The 22,261-nt window shown below is 67.1% G+C and carries 15 protein-coding genes; 5 read left to right on the plus strand and 10 right to left on the minus strand.

The features are described 5' to 3' along the window. The first annotated feature begins 1 nt into the window (after window position 1). The 4 genes from ACTXG9_RS11730 to ampE all read left to right on the plus strand — a co-directional run bounded on the left by ACTXG9_RS11730 (window position 2) and on the right by ampE (window position 2,990). The gene (locus tag ACTXG9_RS11730) at window positions 2-466 is read left to right on the plus strand and encodes a bactofilin family protein (RefSeq protein WP_006398829.1); all 465 of its coding nucleotides are present in this window, start codon (window positions 2-4) and stop codon (window positions 464-466) included. A gap of 31 nt (window positions 467-497) precedes the next feature. Then, window positions 498-890, plus strand: a complete 393-nt coding sequence (gene erpA / locus ACTXG9_RS11735) for an iron-sulfur cluster insertion protein ErpA (protein ID WP_005419789.1) — start codon at window positions 498-500, stop codon at window positions 888-890. A 160-nt stretch (window positions 891-1,050) separates the two neighbouring features. Continuing rightward, complete coding sequence (gene nudC / locus ACTXG9_RS11740; RefSeq protein WP_111103067.1) at window positions 1,051-1,956, plus strand: NAD(+) diphosphatase; 906 nt, start codon at window positions 1,051-1,053, stop codon at window positions 1,954-1,956. 146 nt (window positions 1,957-2,102) lie between these two features. Further along, the gene (gene ampE / locus ACTXG9_RS11745) at window positions 2,103-2,990 is read left to right on the plus strand and encodes a regulatory signaling modulator protein AmpE (protein WP_021203729.1); all 888 of its coding nucleotides are present in this window, start codon (window positions 2,103-2,105) and stop codon (window positions 2,988-2,990) included. 551 nt (window positions 2,991-3,541) lie between these two features. Here the strand turns inward: ampE and ACTXG9_RS11750 are convergent. The 10 genes from ACTXG9_RS11750 to ACTXG9_RS11795 all read right to left on the minus strand — a co-directional run bounded on the left by ACTXG9_RS11750 (window position 3,542) and on the right by ACTXG9_RS11795 (window position 20,169). Continuing rightward, a complete protein-coding gene (locus tag ACTXG9_RS11750) occupies window positions 3,542-3,967 on the minus strand; it encodes a DUF2752 domain-containing protein (RefSeq protein ID WP_111098929.1) in 426 nt (141 codons plus the stop codon). Between the two features lie 43 nt (window positions 3,968-4,010). Continuing rightward, window positions 4,011-4,289, minus strand: a complete 279-nt coding sequence (locus ACTXG9_RS11755) for a CD225/dispanin family protein (RefSeq protein ID WP_019661492.1) — start codon at window positions 4,287-4,289, stop codon at window positions 4,011-4,013. 34 nt (window positions 4,290-4,323) lie between these two features. Then, window positions 4,324-4,611 carry a CD225/dispanin family protein gene (locus ACTXG9_RS11760; RefSeq protein ID WP_005419784.1) on the minus strand — a complete coding sequence of 96 codons (288 nt, stop codon included), beginning with the start codon at window positions 4,609-4,611 and terminating at the stop codon, window positions 4,324-4,326. A gap of 182 nt (window positions 4,612-4,793) precedes the next feature. Next, the gene (locus ACTXG9_RS11765) at window positions 4,794-6,683 is read right to left on the minus strand and encodes an MFS transporter (protein WP_111098930.1); all 1,890 of its coding nucleotides are present in this window, start codon (window positions 6,681-6,683) and stop codon (window positions 4,794-4,796) included. A gap of 99 nt (window positions 6,684-6,782) precedes the next feature. After that, the gene (locus ACTXG9_RS11770) at window positions 6,783-7,577 is read right to left on the minus strand and encodes an SDR family NAD(P)-dependent oxidoreductase (protein WP_111098931.1); all 795 of its coding nucleotides are present in this window, start codon (window positions 7,575-7,577) and stop codon (window positions 6,783-6,785) included. A 141-nt stretch (window positions 7,578-7,718) separates the two neighbouring features. After that, a complete protein-coding gene (gene yccS / locus ACTXG9_RS11775) occupies window positions 7,719-9,896 on the minus strand; it encodes a YccS family putative transporter (RefSeq protein WP_021202133.1) in 2,178 nt (725 codons plus the stop codon). Window positions 9,897-10,078: 182 nt separating this feature from the next. Beyond that, window positions 10,079-12,136: a TonB-dependent siderophore receptor gene (locus ACTXG9_RS11780; protein ID WP_111102377.1), complete on the minus strand. Its 2,058-nt coding sequence runs from the start codon at window positions 12,134-12,136 to the stop codon at window positions 10,079-10,081. A 326-nt stretch (window positions 12,137-12,462) separates the two neighbouring features. Beyond that, window positions 12,463-15,585, minus strand: a complete 3,123-nt coding sequence (locus ACTXG9_RS11785; protein WP_021202131.1) for an efflux RND transporter permease subunit — start codon at window positions 15,583-15,585, stop codon at window positions 12,463-12,465. A gap of 31 nt (window positions 15,586-15,616) precedes the next feature. Further along, a complete protein-coding gene (locus tag ACTXG9_RS11790; protein WP_111098934.1) occupies window positions 15,617-18,850 on the minus strand; it encodes an efflux RND transporter permease subunit in 3,234 nt (1,077 codons plus the stop codon). Window positions 18,851-18,924: 74 nt separating this feature from the next. After that, window positions 18,925-20,169: an efflux RND transporter periplasmic adaptor subunit gene (locus ACTXG9_RS11795; RefSeq protein WP_021202129.1), complete on the minus strand. Its 1,245-nt coding sequence runs from the start codon at window positions 20,167-20,169 to the stop codon at window positions 18,925-18,927. 186 nt (window positions 20,170-20,355) lie between these two features. On the opposite strand from ACTXG9_RS11795, the gene ACTXG9_RS11800 reads away from it, so the two are divergent. Continuing rightward, a complete protein-coding gene (locus ACTXG9_RS11800; protein ID WP_031269365.1) occupies window positions 20,356-21,675 on the plus strand; it encodes a M20 family metallopeptidase in 1,320 nt (439 codons plus the stop codon). Window positions 21,676-22,261: the final 586 nt, after the last annotated feature.

The raw sequence follows: 22,261 nt of genomic DNA on the forward strand, positions 1-22,261 counted from the left end.
GATGTTCGGAAGCAGCAAATCCAACCGTGAAGGCCAGCTGGTGGTGGATGCCCTGATCGGCAACCAGGTGGTGATCCGCGGTGATGTGGAATTCAGTGGTGGCCTGTACGTGGAAGGCCGCATCCATGGCAAGGTGATCGCCGCCGAAGGCGCCAGTGGCGCGACCCTGACGGTCGCCGAGCATGGCGTGATCGAGGGCGAGATCCGCGCGCAGGTGGTGGTCATCAGCGGCCGCCTGGACGGCGATGTACACGCCACCGAGAAGGTCGAGTTGACCCCGAGCGCACGGGTCAATGGCAACGTCCATTACCAGGTGGTGGAGATGAATGCGGGCGCCCAGCTGAACGGCCGCCTGATCCATGCCAGCGCCCCGATGGCGGCCCTGCCGGCGCCGGAAGGCGATGAGGCCAATGGCGGCAAGGGCGACACTGCTGCACGCCGCAAGCTGGCCGAGGCGATGGCTTGAAAGCCATCCCCGGCACCCCCATGCTGGCATCATGAGCACGCTAGTCTCCCTGCCCGGCGCCACTCCGGTTGCCGCGCCCGATTACCAATCGCTGGAGCGCCCGCTGAACTTCACCGAGTCGGCGGCCGCCAAGGTCAAATCCCTGATCCAGGAAGAGGGCAACCCCGACCTGGCCCTGCGTGTGTACATCGAGGGCGGCGGCTGTTCGGGCTTCCAGTACGGGTTCGAGTTCGACGAGAACCGTGCCGAGGATGACCTGGCGGTACAGACCAGCGGGGTGACCCTGCTGGTCGATCCGCTGAGCCTGCAGTACCTGATGGGCGCCGAGGTGGATTACACCGAGAGCCTGACCGGTGCCCAGTTCGTGATCCGCAACCCGAACGCAAAGACCACCTGCGGCTGCGGCAGCAGCTTCAGCATGTAAGAGCCCTGTGGCCAGGATGTGCCAACCACGGTTGGCACCCACCAGAGCGGATCAGTTGATCCACGCCGTGCGTGGATGCTCTGTGCCTCCATGCACACAACAGCAGATTGCGCACAGCGCCGACCTTGCCACCCGCATCGATTGGCGGCACGCTTGCCGGATGCCCAATACTTCTTCGCCGCTTTCCGGTTTCGCCTTCGTTGGCGAACCGCTGGAGCGCGCCGATGCCCTGCGCGACGATGCCGATGCACTGGCGCGCCTGTGGCCGGGCGCGCACATTCTCGTGCTCGATCAGGACGGCAGCGCCTTTACCGGCGATGACGACCAGCCGCTGGCGCTGACCGGCGCCGACATCGGGGGTGGTCCCGGCTCCGCGATCTTCCTCGGCCTGCGCGGGGAACAAGCATGGTTCTCGGTTGAAGCCGCCAGCGTCACCGTCACCGCACCACGTCGCCTCGACCTGCGCCAGGCCGCGCTGCTGTGGTCGATGGCCGATGCGACCGCCTTCAGCTATGCCCGCGGCATGTCTTACTGGCACTCGCGCACCCGCTTCTGCGGTGTGTGCGGCGGCGCCGTGGCGTTTGCCCGAGGCGGCTTCGTCGGCCGTTGCGCGCAGTGTTCCACCGAGCACTACCCGCGTGTCGATCCCGCCGTGATCGTCGCCGTGGAGAACCAGGGCCGGCTGCTGCTGGGCCGGCAGTCGAACTGGGCCCCGCGTCGTTACTCGGTGCTGGCCGGCTTCGTCGAACCCGGCGAGACGTTCGAGCAGACCGTGGTGCGTGAAGTGCACGAGGAGAGCAAGGTGCGGGTGACCGCCTGCCAGTACCTCGGTTCGCAGCCGTGGCCGTTCCCCGGCGCGCTGATGATCGGTTTCCGTGCACAGGCGCAGGATGACCTGCCGACTGTGGATGGCGAACTGGAAGACGCGCGCTGGTTCACTGCCGATGAGGTTGGCGCAGCATTGGCACGCGATGCGGACGACGATGGCCAGGGCATCCGCCTGTCGCCGCCGATCTCGATTTCGCGCGGCCTGATCGAACACTGGTACCGCGAGCAGCAGGGCTGAACCGGCCTGCGGCCGGGCCGGTTGTGGCTGCTGTATTGCCGCCACCTGAACACGGCCCGGGTTACAGTCCGGTTCACCGCTGAGGGGCGCCGCTGCGACAGGTAAGGTAACGGCGCCGAGCGTTCCGTTTCGTAGGGAGACCTGCCATGTTCACCACTCTGGCCGCCGTGCTGGTGGCACTGGCCCTGGGCCATGTTGCCCCGGCCGCTGCCGCCTCGCTGCGCCGTTTCGACGGCTTCCGGCGCTGGCTGGGCTGGCTGGACGCGCATGGCGGAAAGGCGTGGCAGGGACCGGCCGGTGTTGCATTGGCACTGCTGCCGCCGCTGCTGCTGATGGCGCTGCTGGCATGGCTGCTGCGCGGGGTGCTGTTCGGGCTGCCGTCGCTGATGCTGGGCGTGGCGGTGCTGGCCTGGTGCTGGGGGCCGCGTGATCTGGATCGTGATATCGAAGCGATCATCGATGCGGACGACGCCGCAACGCGTCAGGCCGCCGTGCGCAACCTGCAGGCGGCCGGTGGCAGCCTGCGCGAAGACGTGCCGTCGCTGGTCGAGGCCACCGTGCTCAACGCGCTGCGGCGCTGGTTCGCGGTGCTGTTCTGGTTCCTGCTGCTGGGCCCGGCCGGTGCGCTGGGGTACCGGCTGCTGGCGCTGATGGCGGAAAGCCCGATGCGTGCTCGCGTGCCGGTGGAGCCGCTGGCGCTGGCGCAGCGCCTGCTGGGCTGGATCGAGTGGCCGGTGGCGCAGCTGATGGCGTTTTCGATGGCGCTGGTGGGCAACTTCGATACGGCGTGGAAGGCGTGGCGCCAGGCGCATGGCGAGCGGCTGGCCGGCACCATCGGGTTCCTGGGCGCGGTGGCGCGGGCCAGCGTCAACGCCGAGCTGCGCGAAGATGCGCACGATTACACCGAGGCCGGGCTGTTGCCGGTGTGGCAGCGGCTGCCGGACCTGCGTGATGCGATGAGCCTGGTGTGGCGGATGCTGCTGCTGTGGCTGGCGATCCTCGCGTTGCTGGTGATTGCAGGCTGGGTGACGTAGGTGTTCTGGCAGGGCTTGCAGCCCTGCACCTGCAGAGGCGACAGCAACAGCAACAGCAACGGCAGGATTGCTGCGGGTTGGCGGGGTGGGTCGGATGGCGGGGGACGCCGTGAATCCGTCCATGGAGGCTTGGTCGCCGCATCCATGCGGCTCACACCCCCGCCATCCGACCCACCCCGCCTTCGACAGTTTTCCGTGCACTGACGTTCTGTAGAGCCGAGCCATGCTCGGCTCCGAGCGAGCGCAGCGAAGCTATCCGCTTTTGATCTTCTCTTTCTTTTCCGTGGCGGACGCGCACGGAAACTGTCCGTGGCCGGGCGGGATGGGTTTGAGGGGGTGTCCGCGGCATGGGTCCGAGGCATGCCTCGGGCGGGTTGGGCAGGACGCCCAACCCTGGTCTTGCCGTGCGCGCAGGACAGCGCACACGAGCAAGCCGCGGCCAAGCCTCCACGGACGGATTCACGGCGTCCCCCGCAAACCCATCCCGCCCGGCCAACCCCATGATCGACGAACGCCGCCCACCACGAGGGGCTGCGCCGTTGGCTGGAAACCTAGATCGGCGCCAGCGCGGTAAACGGTGCCCACGGCAGGTTGCGCAGCAGCGCATACCCAGGCAGCACCCAGAGCCAGAACACAGGATTGGCCAGCACCCGCATGAGCGGGTCGAGCAGGCGTGGGCGGATGCCGGCGATGTTCAGCAGCATCAGCAACAGGAACGGCAGGCTGATGACCAGCAGCGGGTTCATCGCCATCGCGCCGGGCAGGTCGAAGTGGACCAGCGAATACAGGCAGCGCGTGCTGCCACATCCCGGGCAGTACAGGCCCGTCAGCGCGTACAGCGGGCAGCTCGGCAAGGGATTGCCGGCGACATACGGATTGACGTTGCGCAGGAGCACCGTGGCGCCCGCGGCCAGGCCGGCGGAAACCAGCAGCGGCGCCCAGCGGGCGAACCGGGAACGAGCAGGAAGCGCGGACATGCAACAACGGATCCGGCGCAGGCGCCGGATCCGTCCAGGCGTATCAGTAGCCGCTGTTGCTCATCGCGCCCATGCCGCCGAGCACAACGAAGAACAGCACGTACAGCACGACCACGACGGCCCAGGCGATGGCCGACCAGATGGCCCACTTCTTGGCCTTGGCGGCGGAGTCCTGGGCGCCGGCAATGTCGCCAGCGGCCAGCTTGCCGTTGACCTGGGCGGCATAGACGATCGACACGATGCCGGCCGGCAGGCAGCAGAACAGGGTGGTCAGGATCGCCCAGACCAGGTTGTTCGGGACCTGCGGAGTGGCGGTATTCATGGGTTCAAGCTCCTTGATGGGTGGTGGTGGTAGATCATTGGTCGGAAAGAGCGCCCAGCACGGCCAAGCCGCCGAACAGCCCGAACCACAACAGCAACAGGACCGGCAGGGCCACGGCCGAAGCCACCGCCCACCAGCCCGCCTTGCGCGACGCACTGTAGGCCCCCGGCAGGTCGCCGGCCGCGCGGCGGCCATCGACCTGGGAGGCATAGACGATCGACACCACGCCCAACGGGAGGCAGCAGAACAGCGTCGTCAGGATCGCCCAGACCAGATGGTTGGGGATGTAGACCGGACGGCTGAGCGGTGGTGGTTGATTCAAAGCAAGACTCCATTCCTTGGTGGCCAGCCGTGATGTATCGGCCGGACCTCCCCCCTGTGGGTGCGTAATCTACCGCAACCGACGTTGCATGTATGCGTTTACAGTCACGACATGTCGCGTACGTCACCGGACGGTGGCCTATGCGGGGGAGGCTGCCGGGCCCGCTTGGCGGGCCGGGTCCGTCAGGCGTGATCGCCGCGCAGTGCCCGCACCTGGGCCTCCAGCACCGGGGCGCTGGTGCTGTGGCCATCCACGGCCGGCGCCGCGACCACTTCGACGGTGGCACGGAAACGGCGCGGCACCCGCATGCGGCCCAGGCGGCTGTCGCGCCGGCTCCACATGCTCGACCACATGCCGCGCAGGGCCATCGGCACCACCGGCACCGGCCGCCGTTGGAGGATCTTCTCAACGCCCGACTTGAACGGGGCCATCGCACCATCCCTGGTCAGCGCACCTTCCGGGAAGATGCAGACCAGCTCACCTTCGGCCAACGCGGCGTCAATCTCGTCGAACGCGCGCTGCATCAGCGCCGGGTCTTCGCGCGCGCCGGCGATCGGGATCGCCTTGGCGGTGCGGAAGATCCAGCGCATCACCGGGATGTTGAAGATCCGGTAGTACATGACGAAGCGCACCGGGCGTGGAATCGTCGCCGACAGGATCAGCGCGTCCATGTAGCTGACATGGTTGCAGACCAGCAGCGCGGCGCCTTCGTCGGGCACGTTGGCCTCGATGCCGTGCGGGCGCAGCCGGTACAGCGTGCGCACCATCAGCCAGCTGAGGAAGCGCATCAGGAATTCGGGGACGATGGTGAAGATGTAGATCGCCACCAGCGCGTTGGCGATGGCCAGCGCCAGGAACTGCTGCGGGATGGTCCAGTGCAGCAGCGTGTGCGCGGCCAGCGACAGCAGGGCCGCAGCGACGATGAAGCCGGAATTCTGGATGTTCAGCGCCGCGAACACGCGCGACATCTGCGCCTTCGGCGTGCGGCTCTGGATCAGCGCGAACAGCGGCACCACGAAGATGCCGGTGAACAGGCCGATGCCGACCAGGTCGATGACGATGCGGCTGCTGCCCGGCTGCTGCAGGAACGGCCCGATGGCCAGCCCCTGCACGGTCGCCTCGCCGCTGCGGGCGAAGTACAGGTCGAGCAGGAACGCGGTCATGCCGAACGCGCCCAGCGGCACCAGGCCGATTTCCACCGTGCGCGCCGACAGCTTCTCGCACAGCAGCGAGCCGATGCCGGTGCCAACCGAGAACAGGGCCAGCGCAAAGATGTACAGGGTTGGCTCACCGCCCAGGTTGGTCACCGCATAGGCCGGTAGCTGCGAGGTCAGCACGGTGCCGACGAACCAGAACCAGGACACGCCCAGGATCGAATTGCGCACGGCTTTCTGCTGGCGCGCCATGCGCAGCACCGCCAGTGATTCCGGCAGCGGGTTCCAGTTGATCTTCAGGTTCGGGTCGCCGGCATCGACCTTGGGAATCAGGCGCGCGGCGATGTTGCCACAGATCGCCAGCGCGATGATCGCGCAGGCCGCCACCACGGTGCCGTGGCTGCCGGCCACGGTGAACACCAGGCCGCCGACGATCATGCCGGACAGGATCGACATCGAGGTGCCCATCTCGACCAGGCCGTTGCCGCCGGTCAGTTCCTCGGGCTTGAGCACCGACGGCAGCACCGAGTACTTCACCGGGCCGAACAGGGTCGACTGCATGCCGGTGCAGAACAGGGCCACCAGCAGCACCGGCAGGCTCTGGGTCAGGAAGCCGACGGCCGCCAGCGACATGATCACGATCTCCATGGTGGTGGTGATCACGATCAGTCGCGATTTCTCAAGTTTGTCGGCGATCTGCCCGGCCAGTGCCGAGAACAGGAAGTAGGGCAGGATGAAGATGGCCGGTGCCAGCGTGGCGTACAGCCCCAGCTCCTCCTCCGGCACGGCCATGAACAGCAACATGCTGATGATCGCCTGCCGGTACACGTTGTCGTTGAACGCGCCGAGTGCCTGGACCACGAAGAACGGCAGGAAACGGCGCTGGCGCAGCAGGGCGAACTGGTTGTGACCGGACATGGAGCCTCCTTGACCGGCGCAGCCTAGCATTCCTGCCCATCTGCTGTGGGTACGGACCTGTGGGTGCGGACCCGTTGGTCCGCACACCTGCCAGCACCCTCAGACGATATCGTCGACCACGCCGCCGTCCACGCGCAGCGCCGCGCCGGAGGTGGCGGAAGCCTGCGGCGAGGCCAGGTACACCACCATGTTGGCCACTTCCTCGACCGTGGCAGTGCGCTGGATCACCGAGGATGGCCTGTGTGCCATCACGAACTCGCGGCCGATCTGCTCCAGCGGCTTGCCGCTGCGCTGGCGTTCATCCTCGAACATCGCCGCGAAGCCATCGGACAGGGTCGGGCCGGGCAGCACCGCGTTGACGGTGACGCCACTGCCGGCCACGCGCTTGGCCAGGCCGCGCGACAGCGACAGCTGCGCGGTCTTGCTGACCCCGTAGTGGATCATGTCGGCGGGAATGTTGCGTGCCGATTCGGAGGAGATGAACAGCACGCGACCCCAGCCGGCATCGACCATCGCCGGCAGCAGTGCCCGCGACAGGCGCACACCGGACATCACGTTGGTCTGCCAGTAACGCTCCCAGGTGGCATCTTCGGTCTCGAAGAAGTCCTCGGGGCCGAAGACGCCGGCGTTGTTGACCAGGATGTCGACCTTGGGCAGGCCGGCCAGCAGCGTATCGACGCCGGCCGCATCGGAGAGATCGGCGGCCACGCCGATCACCTCGGCACCCGGAACGGTAGCGAGCAGGCGCTGGCGGGCGCGTTCGACACTGTCGGTGCTGCGGCCGTTGAGAATGACCCGCGCACCCGCCGCGGCAAGACCCTGGGCGATCGCCAGGCCGATGCCGGCGGTGGAGGCGGTGACCAGCGCGGTGCGGCCGGCGAGTTCGATCTTCATCGGGGATTCCAGTACCAGGGGATCACCCAGTATCCGCGCGGGAACGTGATCGGAATGCATCGCAAGGCGCAACACACGGTTGCACACGGTGCAGTAGATCCACGCCACGCGCGGATGGGATGTCCGACCAGCGACAAGGAATCAGGTCAGGTTGGTCACTGCCTCATTGGCCGCTGCACGCACCTTCGGCAGCATCCGCAGCACCAGCGCCATCTGGGTACGGATCAGCTGCAGTTTCGGCGGCATCGCCTCGTCGATCTGCTCCAGCTCGGCGGCCACCGCGCGGTCTGAGTCGTTGTCATCTTCCGCAACGGGTTGCCGCGCGGTCAGCGCCGTCGCCAGCTGCTGAAGTGCCTTGCGCACGCGATCGCCCGCGGCCAGCGCCAGTGGATCGCCAGCATAGCTGTCCACCTGGTCGCGGTGCGCACCCAGCGCCGACAGATGCCCCAGCAGCGTGTTGGACAGCGCCAGGAAGCGGAAGCCGGCATCCAGATTGCGGCGCACATGGCCGGGTTCGCGCAGCATGTTCGACAATGCGGTGGACAGCGCGGCGTCGGCGTTGTGCATGTCGCGGCGGGCGATGCGGTATGCCAGGTCATCGCGCATGCCGCTGCGGTACTGGCCCAGCACCGAATCCAGGTAGCGAGCCGCAGTGTCCAGCACGCGTGCCAGGACGAGATGCAGCTGCCGGCCCTGCCAGTCGGGCAGGATCAGGAATGCGGCGACGGCGGCGATCGCGCAGCCCAGCAGCGTATCGACCATGCGCGGCACGATCAGCACGAAGCCGTCGCCGATAAGGTTGAAGCAGGTCAGCGCCATCACCGTGATCGCCGCCGATGCCACCAGGTAGCGATCGGTACGGGTGAAGAAGAACAGCAGCGCCGACAGCAGTGCGATCAGCAGCTGCACGTGCAGCTGTGGGAACAGCTGCAACAGCGCCCAGGTCAGTACCAGGCCGGCCACGGTGCCGACGATGCGTTGCGCCAGGCGCTGGCGGGTGGCACCGAAGTTGGGGCGGCACACGAACACGATGGTCAGCAGCACCCACGAGCCGTTCTGTGCATTGAACAGGCGTATCGCGGCAAAGCCGGCGATCAGCGCCAGCGCCATGCGCAGGCCATGGCGGAATAGCACCGAGCCGGGCGTGAGCTGCTGGCGGATGCGCACGCCCATCTCGCGCAACGTGTGCGGGTTGCTGTCGCGCAGGCGGGTGTCGACGTTGTCCAGACTGGCCTCGGAGCGCTCCGCGTCCAGCAGGCGGCGCTCGATGCTGCGCAGGTTGTGCACCAGCAGGTCCAGAGAACCAAGCAGGCGCTGCCACTGCGGGCGCTGCTGGTCACGCAGGTAGGCCAGCGCATCGGCCAGATCGCGTCCGGCCTGCTGGTTGCTTTCGCCATACACGAACGGACGGCGCAGGCGGATCGCTTCGCCCAGGCGCGCGCAGGCCTGGCCCTGCAGGTCGAGCAGGCGCTGGCAGCGGTACAGCACATCGCTGTGGAAGAAGGCGTCGACCAGCGCGCCATAGGGGTAGTGCGAGGAACTGGCGCGCTCGTGGAAATCCTGTGCCATGTAATAGAGACGCAGGTACAGACCGGAGTTCACGCCCGGCCGCCCGGAACGGCCGAAGCGGGCCAGGATCGCTGTCTTGGCCTCGTTCAACGCACCGACCACACGCCGGTTCTGTTCGGCCAGGTCGAGTTGGCGACGTTGCAGGTCTGCTTCCCTCACCGGCTCGAACAGCGCGGCCTTCAGCTGCAGGTAGCGGCCCAGTTCCTGATACAGCCGCGCTACGCGTTCGCGCACCGGACGGTTGGCGAACAGCGCGGTCCACAGGATCGACAGCAGGCCGTACCAGACCGCACCGGCCAGCAGGTGGCTGACCGCGTCCAGCGCGCTGTGCAGGTCGCCGGCGCCATGCTGCTCCAGGCCGATCATGGTGTAGATCGCCAGCGTCACCGTCGCCTGGGCGATCGACGCATAGCGCTCGCCGAGCGCACCGAGCAGGGTCAGGCCGAAGGTGGACAGCGCCAGCGCGCCAATGAAGATCCACGGCCACGGGAACAGCCAGATCACCGATGCTGCGGCAAGGCAGAAACACAGCAGCGACAGCAGTACCGCCTTGGTGCGGCCCCACCAGTTGTCGTCGGTCTCGGCGATGGCGCTGGCGATGATGCCGAGAAACACGCCGGGCAGGGCGGTGAGCGCGTCCAGCTGCCAGCACACGGCAAGCGCTGCGGCCAGGGCGATGAACACCCGCAGGCCATAGCTGGCCTTCTCGTGGGCCCACAGGCGGCTGAGGCGGGATTGGCGGGCGGACATGCAGGCTCGGTGGAAGGGTCTTCCACCATTATTGCGGGCCATGCGTGAAATGGTAGATCCACGCCACGCGTGGATGATTTTCCGCTCGATACGCGGTAGTGCCGGCCGTTGCCCGGCTCTTCATGCGCCCGGACGAAGGTGCGAGGAGCCGGCCGGCGGGCGGCACTACGGGGTTGCCGGGGTTACATGTCGAACCGAACGCTCACCGCGAACGTACGCGGCAGGCCGGCGCCAGCGTTGGACCAGTACTTCCGGTTGGCCAGGTTCTCGACGCTGGCACGCAGGGTCACCGGGTGGCCCGAGGCAAGCAGCCGGTAGCCGACGCCGGCATTCACCAGCGTGTAGTCGGGCAGCTTCAGGGTGTTGTCGGCGTCGTACCAGACATCGCCGTAGTAGCGCACGGCCGCATACGTTTCCAGGCCGTCCACCCACGGCAGCTGGTAGGTGGCATGCATGACGCCGCTCCAGCGCGCGGCACCGGCGGTACGGTTGCCTTCCTGTGCGGCGCTGGCCGGCGACAGCCTGTCGTAGGTCGGGTCCAGCCAGGTGACGCCACCGCCGACCTCCAGGGCATCGTTGAGGTGCAGGTCGGCACTGGCTTCGATGCCTTCGTACAGCGTGATGCCGTCCTGCACCAGGCGCTTGCCGGCAGGCGTGAGCTCATCGATGTTGGCGCCACGCTCCAGCCGGAACGCCGCCAGGTTCGCATTCCAGCGTGCCCCCTCGACCTTCGCGCCGATCTCGTACTGCGTGCTGATGGTCGGGTCGAGCACGTCGCCGGCGTTGACGTAGCTGTTGCCCACGCGGCTGCCCGCTTCCAGCGATTCGATGTAGCTGGCGTAGAGGGTGACGGCATCGCGGGGCTTGAACATCACCGCGTAGGTCGGTGTGACCGGGTAGGTGTGGTAGCGGCCCCTGGTCTCGTAGTCGTTGTAACGCCAGCCCGCCAGCACCGACCAGCCGCCACCGAGGTTCACCGTATCGCTTGCGAACACGGCCTGCTGCACGGTCTCGTCGCCGCGGGTCATCACCCGTGAACCGACGGCGTCATGACGGAGGGCGGGGCGCTGGTACAGGTTGCCGCGGCCGATCAGGTTCCATTCGTAGGGGCGGTCCCATCCCAGCCCGGTCTGGTGGCTGATGCCCGCCACCACCTGATGCTGCAGCGGGCCGGTGCGGAAGCTGCCCTGCAGCATCGCCTGGGCCAGCTTCCACTCGCTCTTTCCGCCCAGTTCGTAGACGTTGACGTCATAGTCGCCGTTGGGATTGTCGATGTAGGCGAAGATCTTGTTGACGTCGTTCCACGAGGTGGTGGCGCCGTAACTCAGGCTGGCTTTCCAGTCGCTGTTGATCTGCCAGTTCAAGCCGGTCGACAGCAGGCTGGATCGGGTGTCGTAGTAGGTGCCGGGCACGCTGTTGTCGGTATCCCCGGCAATCGGTCGCGGCAGCGATGTCAGGCCACGGAAGTAGTACTGCGGCGATTCTTCGCGCAGATCGCGTGACTGGAATACGCCGTCGAAGGTCCAGGTCAGTACATCGCTCAGGCGGGCATCCAGCGAGAGTGCGCCAACCTTGCGATCGACGTACCCACCATTGAAGGTCTCGCCCTTTTCCTGGAAGGCGTTGAAACGGTAGCCGAACATCTGCTCGTTGCCGAAACGTCCGCCAACGTCGATGCCGCCGCTGACGATGCCCTGTTCACGCCAACCCAGCTGGGCGGAGAAGGTGGGCGTGTCCGTCGGCTTCTTGGTGATGTAGTTGACGATGCCGCCGGGTGCACCGAACCCGTACAGGAAGCCGCCCGGGCCTTTCAGCAGATCGACCTGTTCCATCACTTCCAGCGGCCATTCGGTACCCCAGGAAGAGACCTGCAGGCCATTGACGCGATAGCTGTCAAAATTCAGTTCGATACCGCGATTGCGGATGGGTGAGCTCCAGCCGCTGGCGTAGGCGCTGACCTGGGTGGTGACCGAAGGGTCGAGCAGGAAGGCTTCGCCCAGCGAGACCACCTGGCGCTGCTCGATCTGCTCGCGGCCAACAGCGGTGATCGCAAACGGAGTGTCGCGCAGGGCGCGGTCGCCCAGTGCGCCGGCGTCGGTATGGGGGCGTTCGGCGGTGACATTCACCGCATCCAGATCGGTGGCTTTGCGGCTGACGGCCGGCGCTTCGGCATGGGCAGCGCAGGCGGCGGACAGGGCGGAGGCCAGCAGGGCCAGGCGGGGGAGACGGGAAGGCAGCATCGATGGTGGTCCTCGACGGACGGCCACAGGCCATCCGCCCACGGGTGGGGGAAGGGGCAGTGGCTGGGATCACGCAGGCTGGCCGGGGAAGGCAGCGGGGCGCCGCAACGGGGCGCAGGACCGTGGCTGGATGAGAATTGTTCTCTTTTCGTTACGGCACGTCAAACCTGGAGGCGTGCGGACCAACGGTCCGCACCCACGGTCCGTACCCACCATTCGCATCCACGGTAGTGCCGGCCGCTGGCCGGCAGATTCGCCGTACGGAGAAAGCCGGCCAGTGGCCGGCTCTACCCCCGTAGATCCACGCCATGCGTGGATGGGCCGCTCTACGCCCGCTGCGCGCGCTTGAGCAGCTTCGCTTCGCGCCTGCGCGCGCGACGGGCCCGCCAGCGTTCGGCCAGGCACGAGAAGATCACGTACAGCGCCGGCGTGCTGAGCAGGGTCAGGCTCTGCGAGAACAGCAGGCCGCCGATCATCGCGATACCCAGCGGACGACGCAGTTCGGACCCTTCGCCCAGGCCGATCGCCAGCGGAACCGCTGCCAGGATCGCCACCATCGTCGTCATCATGATCGGACGGAAGCGCACGATGCTGGCCTCGCGTGCCGCCTCGCGCGGCGCCAGCCCATGCTCGCGCTGCGCCACCAGCGCGAAGTCGATCATCATGATCGCGTTCTTCTTGACGATGCCGATCAGCAGCACCAGCGCGATCATCGAGATCACCGACAGTTCGGTGTTGGTGCCGAACAACGCCAGCAGCGCACCGACGCCCGCCGCCGGCAGCGTGGACAGGATGGTGACCGGGTGGATCAGGCTCTCGTAGAGCATGCCCAGCACCAGGTAGACGGTCAGGATCGCGGCAAACACCAGGATCAGCATGTCGCTGGGATCTGAATTGAAGCCGAAGCCCGCGTCGTCGGCCAGGCGGATGTCACCGGGCATGCGCATGCCGGCTACGGTGGCGTCGATGATCGCCTTGGCTTCGCCCATGCTCACGTTCGGAGCAAGGTTGTAGCTGAGGTCCATCGTCGTGTACTGGTTTTCATGGGTGATCTGCGACGGTGCCAGGCCGGGCACCTGGGTGGCCACCGCGGTGATCGGTACCATGTCGCCGTTGCCCGCACGCACGTAAACCTCATCCAGCGCCGCCGGCGTGGCGGTCTGCGAGGGCAGGGCATTGACCACCACGCTGTACTGGTTGATGTCGGAGTAGATGGTGGAGATCTGGCGTTGGCCGAAGGCGCCGTACAGCGCGCCGTCGATGGCGCCGACCGTGATGCCCAGGCGCGCAGCCTTTGCGCGGTCGATCTGGATGTTCTGGCGCAGGCCGGCGTTGTCCACATCGGTGCCGACGTCGCGCAGCTTCGGGTTCTTCTTCAGCTCCGCCTGCAGCTTGGGCAGCCACTCCTGAAGTGATGCCAGGTCGTTGCCCTGCAGCGAGATGCGGTACTGCGCGCCCTGGCTTGAGCCGCCGCCGTCATTGCTGGGCAGATCCTGGATAGCGCGCAGGCGCAGTTGCAGGTCGGGGTAGCGGTCGGCCTTGGCGCTCAGCCGCGCCAGGGCGTGCGCGGTGGTTTCGCGACGGCCTTCCCTGCGCGATTTCAGCTCGATGTTGAACTGCGCACTCGACCCCTGGCGGCCGCTGCCCAGGCGAACGCCCACGGTCTTCACTGCCGGGTCGGCCATCAGCATGTCGGTGATGCGACGCTGGCGGCTGACCATGTCCTCGAAGGAAACGGTGGCGCTGGAATTGGCCCGGCCCCAGATCAGGCCGGTGTCCTGCGGCGGGAACGCACCCTTCTTCACTGCACCGAACAGGAAGATGGTGGCGGCGATCAGCAGCAACGGCGTCAACGACAGCAGCAGCGCGTGGCGCAGCGAGAAGTCGAGGAACACGGTGTAGATGCGCAGCATCCGCTCGTGGCCGGCATCGAGCCAGCGGCCGAAACGCGACGGCGGCGCGCTGTGGTCGTGCGCACTGAGGAAGCGGCTGCACAGCGCCGGGGTCAGCGTCAGCGAGACGATCATCGAGACCACGATGGCCGCCACCAGGGTGACGGTGAACTCGCGGAAGAACGCGCCCATCATGCCGCTGGCGAACAGCAGCGGAATGAACACCGCCACCAGCGAGGCAGTGATCGAGACGATGGTGAAGCCGATCTCGCGCGCGCCGGTCAGTGCCGCCTGCATCCGCGGCATGCCCTCGTCGAGATGGCGCATGATGTTCTCGATCACCACGATCGCATCGTCCACCACGAAGCCGATCGCGATCACCAGCGCCAGCAGGCTCAGGTTGTTCAGGGTGAAGCCCATCACGTACATCACCAGCGCCGCACCGGCCAGCGACAGCGGCACGGTTACGGCGGCGATCAGGGTCGGCGCCAGCCGGCGCAGGAACAGCGCCATGGTCAGCACCACCATCGCCAGGCTGATCAGCAGGGTAATCTGCACTTCATGCAGCGACGAGCGGATGGTCGGCGTACGGTCGAAGTACGGCGTCATCGTGGTGCCGGGCTGCAGGTAGTCGCGCAGCGCGGGAATCTGCGCCTTGACCCGGTCCACGGTCTCCACGATGTTGGCCCCGGCGCGTGTGAACACGTACATCACCACCGCCGGCTTGTGGTCGAACCAGGCGGCCTGGTAGGCATCCTGCTGGCCGTCATAGACGTTGGCGATGTCCTTCAGGCGGATCACCCGGCCATCGCCCTGGGTCTTCACCACCAGGTCGGCGAAGTCGGCTGCACGCGCGACCGAATCGTTGGCGATGATCGCGGTGGTGGTATTTCCATCGCTGAGGAAGCCGGTGGGCGAGGTGACATTGGCTGCGCGTACGGCGTTGCGCAGATCATCGGCAGTCAGGCCCAGCGCGTTCATCAGGCGCAGGTTGACGTCCACGCGCACGGCCGGCGTCGAGGCACCGGCGATGTCCACCGAGGCCACGCCGCTGATCTGGCGGATGCGCTGTGCCAGCAGCGAATCGGCGACGTTGTAGAGCTCGTCGGCCGACTGCGTCTGCGAGGTCAGCGCAATGGCGATGACCGGGTCGTCGTTCGGGTTTGCCTTCTGGTACATCGGCGAGCCCATGCCCGAGGGCAGGTCGGCCTGCGCCGAGTTGATCGCGGTCTGCACGTCCAGCGCGGCCGAATCGATGTCGTGGCCGCTCTGGAAGATCATGAACACCAGCGAGCTGCCTTCCGAGCTCGACGAGCGCATGCGGTCGATGCCCGGCAGCTGGCCGAGGTGGCGTTCCAGCGGTGCGGTGACCGTGGACGCCATGGTTGCCGCATCGGCGCCGGACTGGCTGGCGTGCACGAAGATCACGGGGATCTCGATGTTCGGCAGCGCCGACACGCCCAGGCGCAGGTAGCAGATCAGGCCGACCATGAACAGGCCGATGGCCAGCAGCGCGGTGCCGATCGGGCGGCGGATGAAAGGGCCGGACAGGTTCATCGTGCGGCCTCCCGCAGCAGCGGGGCGTGGATCATGCCTGCGGCTCCTGCAGCGAACCATTGCGCAGCGCGCGCTGTTCGCGGCGGCGCGCCAGCCACTCGGAGAAGCGCTCCATGTACAGGTAGATCACCGGCGTGGTGTACAGCGTGACCAGCTGCGACAGCAGCAGGCCGCCGACGATGGCGATACCCAGCGGGCGGCGCAGCTCCGAACCGATGCCGGTGCCCAGCGCCAGCGGCAGTGCGCCGAGCATTGCCGCAGCGGTGGTCATCATGATCGGGCGGAAGCGCAGCAGGCAGGCGCGACGGATCGCTTCATGCGCGTTGGCACCGGCGCGGCGCGCCTCGATCGCGAAGTCGACCATCATGATGCCGTTCTTCTTGACGATGCCGATCAGCAGCACGATGCCGACGATGCCATCCACCGACAGGCTCAGCCCGCACAGCATCAGCGCCAGCAGCGCGCCGACACCGGCCGGCGGCAGGGTGGAGATGATCGTGATCGGGTGGATGTAGCTCTCGTAGAGCACGCCCAGCACGATGTAGATCACCACCAGCGAGGCCAGCAGCAGCCACACCACATCGGTCTGGCTGCCGGTGAATTCAGCGGCCTTGCCGATGAATTCGGCATGCAGGTGTGCCGGCATGTCCAGGCTGTCCTTGGTCTCCTGGATCGCTCGCACCGCTTCGGACAGCGAATAGCCCGGCGCCACGTTGAACGACACCGTCACCGCCGGCAGCTGCTGCTGGTGGCTGACCACCAGCGGTGCGCTGCTCACCTTGCCTTCGGCCAGCGCCGACAGCGGAATGATGTTGCCGGCGCCGACAGTGATGCCGGTGTTCTGCGCGCCGATGCCGGTGGCGGTGGACGAGTTGGAGGAGGTGACCTGGCCGAAGCTGGTGGCATTGGTGCCGGTCAATGCGCCGGCGCCGTTGGAGGCGACCGCCAGCTGTTCCATCAGCGCGGTGCTGGTGCGGAACTCCGGTGCCACTTCCAGCACCACGCGATACTGGTTGAGCTCGGTGAAGATGGTCGAGATCTGGCGCTGGCCGAACGCATCGTAGAGCGTGTCGTCGATGGTCTGCATCGGCACGCCCAGCACGCTGGCCTTGTCGCGGTCGATGTTCAGCTCCAGGGCGCGGCCCTGGCTGGACAGGTTGTTGTCGACGTCGGCCAGTTCCGGGCGCTTGCGCAGCGCTTCGGTCAGGCGCGTGGCCTGGGTCGCCACCGTCGCCGAATCCACGTCCGACAGCGAGTACTGGTACTCGGTGGCGGCCACACGGGTATCCAGGGTTACGTCCTGCACCGGCTTCAGGTAGAGCGCCACCCCCGGAATGCCGGCCACTGCCTTCTGCAGGCGCGGCAGGATCTCCTCCAGGCCATCGCGCTCGCCGCGTTCCTTCAGCACGATCGACAGCTGGCCCTGGTTGAGCGTGGGGTTCATGCTGCCGGCGCCGATGAAGGCCGACACGCCGGTCACGTCCGGATCCTGGCGCAGCGCTTCGGCCACCTGCCTGGTGCGCTGCTCCATCTGCGGGAAGGCGATGTTCTGGTCGGCCTGCACCACGCCGGTGATCAGGCCGGTGTCCTGTTCGGGCAGCAGGCCCTTGGGGATCAGCACGTACAGCAGCACGGTCAGCACCAGTGCGCCGCCGGCCACGGCCAGGGTCAGGCGCTGGTGGCCCAGCACCCAGTCCAGGCTGTGCTCGTACAGGCCGACGGTGCGCGTCCACAGGTTCTGCTTGCCGGCCGCCGCCGCGCGCTCATGCGCGTCCTCGCCCTCGGGCAGGGCATCGGGCTTGAGCAGGTAGGCACACATCATCGGGGTGAGCGTCAGCGAGATCAGCATCGACAGCACCACCGCGATGCTCAGCACCCAGGCGAACTCATGGAACAGGCGGCCGGTCACGCCGGGCATCAGCAGCAGCGGCAGGAACACCGCCACCAGCGAGATGGTCAGCGACAGCACGGTGAAGCCGATCTGGCGTGCACCGATCTCGGCCGCTTCCTTGCCGCTCTTGCCCTGTTCGATATACCGCACGATGTTCTCGATCATCACGATCGCATCGTCGACCACGAAACCGGTGGCCACCACCAGCGCCATCAGCGAGAGGTTGTCCAGCGACATGCCGGCAAAGGCCATCACCGCGAAAGTGCCGGCCAGCGAGAGCGGTACCGCCACCGAGGGAATGATCGTGGCCCACAACCGGCGCAGGAACACGAAGATCACCGCCACCACCAGGCCGATGGTGAGGATCAGGGTGAACTGCACTTCGTGCACCGAGGCGCGGATGGTCTCGGTACGGTCGTTGAAGATCTCCAGGTGCACGTCGGCTGGCAGCACGCCCTGCAACTGCGGCAGGATCGCGCGGATGCGCTCGACCGTCTGCACGATGTTGGCACCGGGCTGGCGCCGCACTTCCAGCAGCACCGCCGGCTTGCCATCGGCCCAGGCGGCGAGCTGGTCGTTCTCCACGCCATCGACCACCTCGGCCACGTCCGACAGCCGCACCGGGCGGCCGTTCTTGTAGCTGATGATGGTGTCGCGGTACTCGGCGGCGCTGGCCAGCTGGTCGTTGGTGCCGATGCTGTAGGACTGGGTCTTGCCGTTCAACGAGCCCTTGGGCGCATTGACGTTGGCCTGGGTGAGCGCGCTGCGCAGCTGTTCCAGGGTCAGGCCCATGTTCGACAGCTGCGCCGGATTGACCTGGATGCGCACGGCCGGGCGCACGTTGCCGGCAATCGAGACCAGGCCGACGCCCTGCACCTGCGACAGGCGCTGGGCCAGGATGGAGTCAGCGTAGTTGTTGACATCGCGCAGCGGACGCGTGTCAGACGTCAGTTTCAAGGTAACGATGGCCGCGTCAGCCGGGTTCACCCGGTTGTAGACCGGCTGGTAGGGCAGCGACGAGGGCAGGGTGGCCTGGCGTATCGCCGCCTGTACGTCCTGCGCGGCGATGTCGATGTTCCGGTCCATCGAGAACTGCAGGATGATCGTGGACAACCCGGCCGACGAGTCGGAGGTCATCAGCTCCAGCCCGGAGATCTGCCCGAACTGGCGCTCCAGCGGCGTGGTGACCAGCGAGGCCATGGTGGTGGCGTTGGCGCCGGGGTACTGGGTGGTGACCACCAGGCTGGGCGCATCGATTTCCGGCAGCGCCGACACCGGCAGCTTGCGGTAGCCGAGGATGCCCAGCAGCAACAGGCCCGCCATCAACAGCGAGGTGGCGATCGGGCGGCGGATGAAGATCGTCGAAAAGCCCACGGACTGATCCTTGCTGGCACTTCAATGTCGGCGCCGACGAGCATGCCGGCGCGAGGGAGAACAGTCGCCTGCGCTCAGCGCGGGCCACCACCGCGACGGCCACCGCCGCCACCGTTCTTCTGTTCGGCCGCCTTCAGCTCGGCCTCGGTCGGTGCGGCCGGGGTCTGGCCCGGCTTCAGTGCGGTGACCTTGCTGCCCGGCTTCAGGCGGAACTGGCCTTCACTGACCACCCGCTCGCCGCCCTTCAGGCCTTCGGCAATCTGCACCTGGCTGTCGCCCACTTCCACGCCGCTGCGCACGGTCTGCATCTTCACCGTGTTGTCGCCCTGCACGACATAGACGTATTCGCCATCCGGCCCACGCAGGACGGCCTGGGTCGGGATGACCACGCCACCGGCAATCGTGCGCAGCTGCATGCGGACGTTGACGAACTGGCCCGGCCACAGGCCATTGTCGGTGTTGTCGAAGACCGCACGTGCCTTGAACGTGCCGCTGTCCGCACTGATCAGGTTGTCGACCACGTCCAGCTTGCCGTCGCCGGACAGAACATGCGAGTCGGCGCGGTCCAGCGCGGCCACCGGCACCGTGCCGGCGGCCTGTGCCTGGCGCACATCACCCAGCTGGCGCTCGGGCAGGTTGAACAGCACGTGGATCGGATGGATCTGGGTCAGCGTGACCAGCGCGGTGCCGGCGTTGACCACGTTGCCCGCGTCGACCGCGCGGATGCCGGCGATGCCGGAGATCGGTGCGGTGACCTTGGTGTACTGCAGCTGCACCTGCGCCGAGCGCATGCTGGCCTCGTTGGCCGCCACCGCGCTTTCGTACTGTGCCACTTGGTTTCGTTGTGTATCCAGATCGGTCTTGGCGACGTACTGGCGATACTCCGGTGCGTTCGAGCGCTGGTAGTTGGAGCGCGCGGTGGCCAGCAGCGCCTCGTTCTGGCGCTTGGCCGCAGCGGCCTGGTCGTAGCTGGCCTGGGCGGTGCGCGGGTCGATCACCGCCAGCACGTCGCCCTGCTTCACTTCCTGGCCTTCGCGGAAATTCAGGCTCATCAGCTGGCCGCCGACCTGCGGGCTGACGGTCACGGTGTTCATCGCAGTCACCGTGCCCAGCGCGCTGGCATACACCGGCACGTCCTGGCGCGTGGCATCGACCACGGTCACCGGCACCGGGCCGGCATCCGGGTCTTCGCCGCCCTGGCGCGCGCCCGCAGCGGGTTTTCCAGCCTTGTCCTTGCCGCCGCCGATGACGCGCAGGCCGACCACGGCCAGCACCAGCACTGCCACGACCAGCAGCACGATCTTCCAAACACGTGACATTACGAGGACTCCAAGAGGGCTGGACCGGGCGGAGCCCGGCGGGCAATGCGCAAAGCATACCTGTGCCACATCACGTTTCCTGCATGACGGATGGGACGGGCGCTAAGACCGGATGCCGCGCCGGAGGTTCCCGTGGCGGCAGTGTTGCCCTACATTCAGCTGGAACCCCCTGCCGTGGAGATTGTGATGCGCCGTTCGCTGCTGCTGTCCGCCCTGCTGCTGGCCCTGCCGGCCCTTGCCCACGCCCAGGACGGGCAGCGCCCGGAAGTGACCGCCGCCGCGCAGCGGCTGCAGTCCAAGGTGATCGAGTGGCGTCGTGATTTCCACCAGCACCCGGAGCTGTCCAACCGCGAAGTGCGTACCTCGGCCGAAGTCGCCAAGCGCCTGCGGGCGATGGGCCTGAAGCCGAAGACCGGCATCGCCCACCACGGCGTGGTGGCGATCATCGAAGGCGGCAAGCCGGGCCCGAAGATCGCATTGCGCGCGGACATGGACGCGCTGCCGGTGACCGAGCAGACCGGCCTGCCGTTCGCTTCCAGGGTCACTGACCAGTACCGCGGGCAGACCGTGGGCGTGATGCATGCCTGTGGCCACGACGCGCACACCGCGACGCTGCTCGGCGTGGCCGAAGCACTGGTGTCGATGAAGAAGGACCTGCCGGGCCAGGTGATGCTGATCTTCCAGCCGGCCGAGGAGGGCGCGCCGCCGCCGGAAGAGGGCGGTGCCGCACTCATGCTGAAGGAAGGGCTGTTCGCCGATTTCAAGCCGGAGGCGGTGTTTGGCCTGCATGTGTTCTCCAGCGTGCAGGCCGGCCAGATCGCGGTGCGCGGTGGCCCGTTGATGGCCGCCTCGGACCGTTTCGGCATCAAAGTGATCGGGCGCCAGACGCATGGCTCGGCACCGTGGAACGGTGTTGACCCGATCGTCGCCACCGCCGATCTGGTCGGCACCGCGCAGACCATCGTCAGCCGCCGTGCCAACCTGTCCAAGCAACCGGCGGTGCTGACCTTCGGCGCAATCAACGGCGGCATCCGCTACAACATCATTCCCGATGAAGTGGAGATGGTCGGCACCATCCGCACCTTCGACGAAGGGATGCGCCAGCAGATCTTCGCCGACCTGCGCAACGTGGCCGAGCACACGGCCGCCGCGCACGGTGCCAAGGCGGTGACCGACATCTACGAATCGGAGGGCAACCCGGCCACGGTGAACGACCCGGCGCTGACCGCGAAGATGCTGCCGAGCCTGCAGGCGGTGGTGGGCAAGGACAACGTATACGAGCCACCGTTGCAGATGGGCGCGGAGGATTTCTCGCTGTACGCGAAGGAAGTGCCTGGCATGTTCTTCTTCGTCGGTTCCACCAGCGTGGGCATCGACCCGGCGACGGCGCCGGCCAATCATTCGCCGAAGTTCCTGCTGGATGAGAAGGCGCTGGATGTGGGTCTGCGTGCGCTGCTGCAGGTGAGCCTGGATTACCTGCACGGTACCGGTACGCCTGCGGGGTGAGGGGTGTTGGCAGGGCTTGCAGCCCTGCACCCGCCGAGACCAAAGCCACGTCAACGGCAAAAGCTGGTTTCCTGAGGGATGGCGGGGTGGGTCCGGTGGCAGGGGACGCTGCAAGTACGTCCATGTAAGCTCGGTCGCCGCTTGCTCGTGTGCGCCGTCCTGCGCACACGGCAAGACCGGGGTTGGGCGTCCTGCCCAACCCGCCCGAGGCATGCCTCGGGCCCATGCGGCTCACGCCCCTGCCACCGGACCCGCCCCGCCTTCGACAGTTTCCCGCGGGCTGTCGGAACGACACTCTGCTTCTGGTGGGTGTCGACCTTGGTCGACACGGCAGGCGTCGTGAACGTCTGAAGAATCGGCTTTTGATCTTGATTTTCTGATCTTTCCCGTGGTGGTGGCCGCGTGCAAGGAACTGTCAGGGGCCGGGTGGGCAGGCGGGGCGGGGGTGTCTGCGGCATGGATGCCGCGGCCAAGCCTCCATGGACGGGTTTACGGCGTCCCCCGACCCGCCTGCCCACCCGGCCAAGCCGATAGACCGCCTTTCGCGATCATCCCAATACAACCACCACGGAGGGGCTTCGCCGTT

The sequence above is a fragment of the Stenotrophomonas maltophilia group sp. LNF247 genome (genome assembly GCF_054083135.1).

Excerpts from the sequence above, each read along its gene's own strand:
- ACTXG9_RS11730 (WP_006398829.1), top strand. The coding sequence starts at position 2 with ATGTTCGGAAGCAGCAAATCCAACCGTGAAGGCCAGCTGGTGGTGGAT.
- erpA (WP_005419789.1), top strand. The coding sequence starts at position 498 with ATGAGCACGCTAGTCTCCCTGCCCGGCGCCACTCCGGTTGCCGCGCCC.
- nudC (WP_111103067.1), top strand. The coding sequence starts at position 1,051 with ATGCCCAATACTTCTTCGCCGCTTTCCGGTTTCGCCTTCGTTGGCGAA.
- ampE (WP_021203729.1), top strand. The coding sequence starts at position 2,103 with ATGTTCACCACTCTGGCCGCCGTGCTGGTGGCACTGGCCCTGGGCCAT.
- ACTXG9_RS11750 (WP_111098929.1), bottom strand. The coding sequence starts at position 3,967 with ATGTCCGCGCTTCCTGCTCGTTCCCGGTTCGCCCGCTGGGCGCCGCTG.
- ACTXG9_RS11755 (WP_019661492.1), bottom strand. The coding sequence starts at position 4,289 with ATGAATACCGCCACTCCGCAGGTCCCGAACAACCTGGTCTGGGCGATC.
- ACTXG9_RS11765 (WP_111098930.1), bottom strand. The coding sequence starts at position 6,683 with ATGTCCGGTCACAACCAGTTCGCCCTGCTGCGCCAGCGCCGTTTCCTG.
- ACTXG9_RS11770 (WP_111098931.1), bottom strand. The coding sequence starts at position 7,577 with ATGAAGATCGAACTCGCCGGCCGCACCGCGCTGGTCACCGCCTCCACC.
- yccS (WP_021202133.1), bottom strand. The coding sequence starts at position 9,896 with ATGTCCGCCCGCCAATCCCGCCTCAGCCGCCTGTGGGCCCACGAGAAG.
- ACTXG9_RS11780 (WP_111102377.1), bottom strand. The coding sequence starts at position 12,136 with ATGCTGCCTTCCCGTCTCCCCCGCCTGGCCCTGCTGGCCTCCGCCCTG.
- ACTXG9_RS11785 (WP_021202131.1), bottom strand. The coding sequence starts at position 15,585 with ATGAACCTGTCCGGCCCTTTCATCCGCCGCCCGATCGGCACCGCGCTG.
- ACTXG9_RS11795 (WP_021202129.1), bottom strand. The coding sequence starts at position 20,169 with ATGTCACGTGTTTGGAAGATCGTGCTGCTGGTCGTGGCAGTGCTGGTG.
- ACTXG9_RS11800 (WP_031269365.1), top strand. The coding sequence starts at position 20,356 with ATGCGCCGTTCGCTGCTGCTGTCCGCCCTGCTGCTGGCCCTGCCGGCC.